Here is a 3414-nt window from a genome sequence, read left to right on the forward strand (position 1 = left end):
CCCGGCGGGCTCAAGCGCGCAAGAAAGTGGCCTGCTTTTGCGCCGCCCCGTGGCCGGTTTTTGCTCCGCCGTTGACAGCCTGAGGCGACGGAGCCGGATCTTGCAAGGCTCACACGCACTTTCTCTGGCGAGACGCCAGCCACAATCGATGCGACTCTCCGCGCGGCGCAGGCACAGGCGCGGCGGTCAGGCCAGCGCCTGAGCATCCCAACGCTGATCGCAGCGCGTCCGGCAGCCCCCGAAGGCTATGATCACCGGATCGCGATCCATGAGAGTGGACATGCCATCGTCGCGACACTGCTTGGCGCAGGACCAGTGCGCCGGATGCAGATCTCGCGAGACGGCGGTTCGACCTCCCGCGCCTCGGCCATTCGCCAGGGAACAGCACCCGAGGTCGAGAACGAGTTGACAATCATTCTGGCCGGGCGCGCAGCCGAACGCCTGTGCCTTGGCGCGATCAGCGCGGGCGCCGGTGGCAGCGTCGAAAGCGATCTTGCCCAAGCCTCCGCGCTCCAGCTGCAGTTCGACCGGGAATTCGGGCTCGGTATCAATGGCAATGGCTGGCTCGGCCCTGCGAACATGCAGCGCCTGACCGCAGATGAGGCCGACCGCCTTCGCGTCAAACTCGACCAGTTCGAGCGCCGCGCCCGCGCCCTGCTCGCCCCTCACCGCGATCTGCTCGAGACATTGGCCGCACATCTCGTCGAGCACCGCGAACTTCAGGAGGCCGACCTTCGCCCCCGGCTCTCGGGACTGCAGCCGGTGGACCTTGCAGAGACAGACCTGAACGGAGGTCCCTCCGAGTAGGAGCACGGACATGGGAGTGCGTCCCCCCTGACGCGCTTCCCTGTTCCAGAAGCGATCACGTCGCCCGGAGCCCCGTTTTGCCACAAAGGAATTTGCAAAACTGCGGCGATGGCGCGGAGCGCGCCCTCGGTTTGCACAAAGGATATTCGCAAACTTCGCCTCGTGCGGCCATCATCGCCCACGGACATGCGCAATGGCAGGGGCACCGAGGTCCAGTTGGCACAAAACCAAATCGCAAACATCTGGCAAAGGTCGCCCCATCCTGCATCAAAGCCGCCCGTGCCTGCCGTAATATGGAGAACTCCCTTCAGGTAATATTTTGACCAACCGAGCCCGCATGTTGCCGGGGCGTCTCGTCTCGCCACCATGCTGCCCCCGCATGTCCCGCCCCCGAGTTTTCCACATAATCCCGACCGAACGCCCCTCGGCGCCCTCTCGTGGCAGGCGACCCTGCCCGTGCGCTCGCGATATGATGATGACAACAGCAGCCGGGGCAGGTCCCGGACAGATCATCACCATTTTGCACCTCCCGCAGCACGTACCAGCGGGGGAACGGGAGAACTCGGCCAGTGGCGCGGGAACGGACAAGACACGCAGACCCGGAGGAGACGCCACCCGCGGCGGCGCCCCTGGACCCTACGTCGTCGCGTCCCGTCGTTTGCGAACCGCCGGAGCCGTTCCATCCCGCGCTGCGCCATCTCGTCCGTTTGCTCGCACAGCAGGCCGTGCGCGACGAGATCGCAGCCTCCGATCCAAAGGAGTAAGCCATGACACCAGATGCACCTGTCCGCGCCGCCATCTACGCGCGGTACTCGAGCGACCTGCAATCCGCCGCATCGATCACTGACCAGGTCCGCGTGTGCCGGTCGCTTTGCGCCGATCGCCGCTGGCGGGTGGTGGAGGTCTTCACCGATGAGGCGATGAGTGGCGCCTCGCACCTGCGGCCCGGATTCCAGACGATGCAGCAGGCCGCGGTGAACGGCCAGTTCGACATCATTGTCGCAGAGGCGCTTGACCGTCTGTCGCGCGATCAGGAACATATCGCAGCCCTGCACAAGCGCATGAGCTTCCTAGATGTATCGGTCGTGACCAAGGCCGAGGGCGAGATCAACGAGATGCACATCGGCCTCGGTGGTACCATGTCGGCCCTCTTTCTCAAGCAACTCGCCCAGAAGACACATCGAGGTCTGGAAGGCCGGGTGCGTGACGGCAAGTCGGCGGGCGGCATCAGCTATGGCTATCGTGCGGTGCGAGCACTTCGCACCGACGGCACGGTGACCACTGGGGAACGCGAGATCGTCCAGAACGAGGCGGCCACGGTTCGGCGCATCTTTGAGGGCTATGCCGCCGGCCTGTCTGCCCGCGCGCTCGCCGCTGCGCTAAATGCGGAGGGTATCTGCAGCCCCGCGAACGGCAAAAATGCCGGGACCTGGGGCCCATCCACTATCTCGGGCAACTGGAAGCGCGGAACCGGGATCCTGAACAATGAGGCCTACATCGGCCTCCTGGTCTGGAACCGGCAGCGGTTCGTCAAGGATCCTGCGACCGGCAGGCGGCAGGCGAGGCTGAACCCGCCAGAGAAGTGGGTGGTCCGGCAGGTCGAACACCTCCGGATCATCGACGACGATCTTTGGCAACGGGTGAAGGCCAGGCAGGGAGCGATCCGCGAGGAAATGAATCCCGCAGGGGTTCAGGACGGCGGACTTCGTCCCGAGCGGGCACGCCGCCCGAGCTACCTGCTCTCAGGACTGATCAAATGCGGATGCTGCGGGGCAACCTACACACTCATCAACAAGACCCGGTATGGGTGCTCGGCGGTACGCAACAAGGGAACCGCTATCTGCACCAACCGAACCACCATACGCCGCGACGCAGTCGAAGAGCGGGTCCTGGCCGGTCTTCGGGAACGCCTGCTCCACCCTGCCCTCCTCGACACCTTCGTCGAGGAATACCGCATGGCCTGGAACGCGGCACAAGCCGACACGCAAGCCGCGCGCGCGAGGGCCGAGCGGAAGCTCGCCCAGGTCGAGAAGAAGATCGCCGGTCTCCTCTCGGCCATCGAGGACGGCATGTATCACCCCTCGATGAAGGAGAAGATGGCGGAGCTCGAGGATCGAAAGCGGAGCCTCGCAATCCAGGTTGCGGAGGCGCCAGAGCCGGCCGTCCTGCGGATGCACCCGAGCCTCGGCGATCTCTACCGCCAGAAGATCGGCGATCTGGTCAATGCCCTTTCAGACCCCGCAGTTCGGGTCCAGGCCGCCGAGGCGATGCGCAGTCTGATCTCCGAGATCCGGATGATGCCGTCAGCGGACGCGCCCGATGGGCACCGGATCGAGCTCAGCGGTGATCTGGCGGGCATTCTGGCCTTGGGAGATGCGTATACGACAAAGCCCCCGCGTGGTGCGAGGGCTTGGTCGGAAACGATGGTTGCGGGAGCAGGATTTGAACCTGCGACCTTCAGGTTATGAGCCTGACGAGCTACCGGGCTGCTCCATCCCGCGACAGGATGAAATCGTTTAGGAGAGATACGGTGGGTTTTACTAGGTTTGGCGGTGACCTACTCTCCCACGTCTTGAGACGCAGTACCATTGGCGCGGCAGCACTTAA

General features: G+C 64.6%; 2 protein-coding genes and 1 tRNA gene. 2 read left to right on the plus strand and 1 reads right to left on the minus strand.

What is annotated here, in order from left to right; genetic code table 11:
- Positions 1-264 precede the first annotated feature (264 nt).
- Together G0Q01_RS22260 and G0Q01_RS22265 are read left to right on the plus strand one after the other, a co-directional pair.
- Complete coding sequence (locus tag G0Q01_RS22260) at positions 265-807, plus strand: hypothetical protein (RefSeq protein ID WP_370526782.1); 543 nt, start codon at positions 265-267, stop codon at positions 805-807.
- A gap of 767 nt (positions 808-1574) precedes the next feature.
- Positions 1575-3275, plus strand: coding sequence for a recombinase family protein (locus G0Q01_RS22265; protein ID WP_164213883.1), 1701 nt, complete (start codon positions 1575-1577; stop codon positions 3273-3275).
- On the opposite strand, the gene G0Q01_RS22270 is transcribed toward G0Q01_RS22265, so the two are convergent.
- Positions 3232-3308 (minus strand) — tRNA-Met (locus G0Q01_RS22270). The genes G0Q01_RS22265 and G0Q01_RS22270 overlap by 44 nt on opposite strands.
- Between the last annotated feature and the right edge of the window lie 106 nt (positions 3309-3414).

Source organism: Salipiger sp. PrR007 (assembly GCF_010499845.1).
GTDB lineage: Bacteria > Pseudomonadota > Alphaproteobacteria > Rhodobacterales > Rhodobacteraceae > Salipiger > Salipiger pacificus_A.

What these genes read in the sequence shown, in the direction of transcription:
- G0Q01_RS22265 (WP_164213883.1), top strand. Translation starts at nt 1,575, where the DNA reads ATGACACCAGATGCACCTGTCCGCGCCGCCATCTACGCGCGGTACTCG.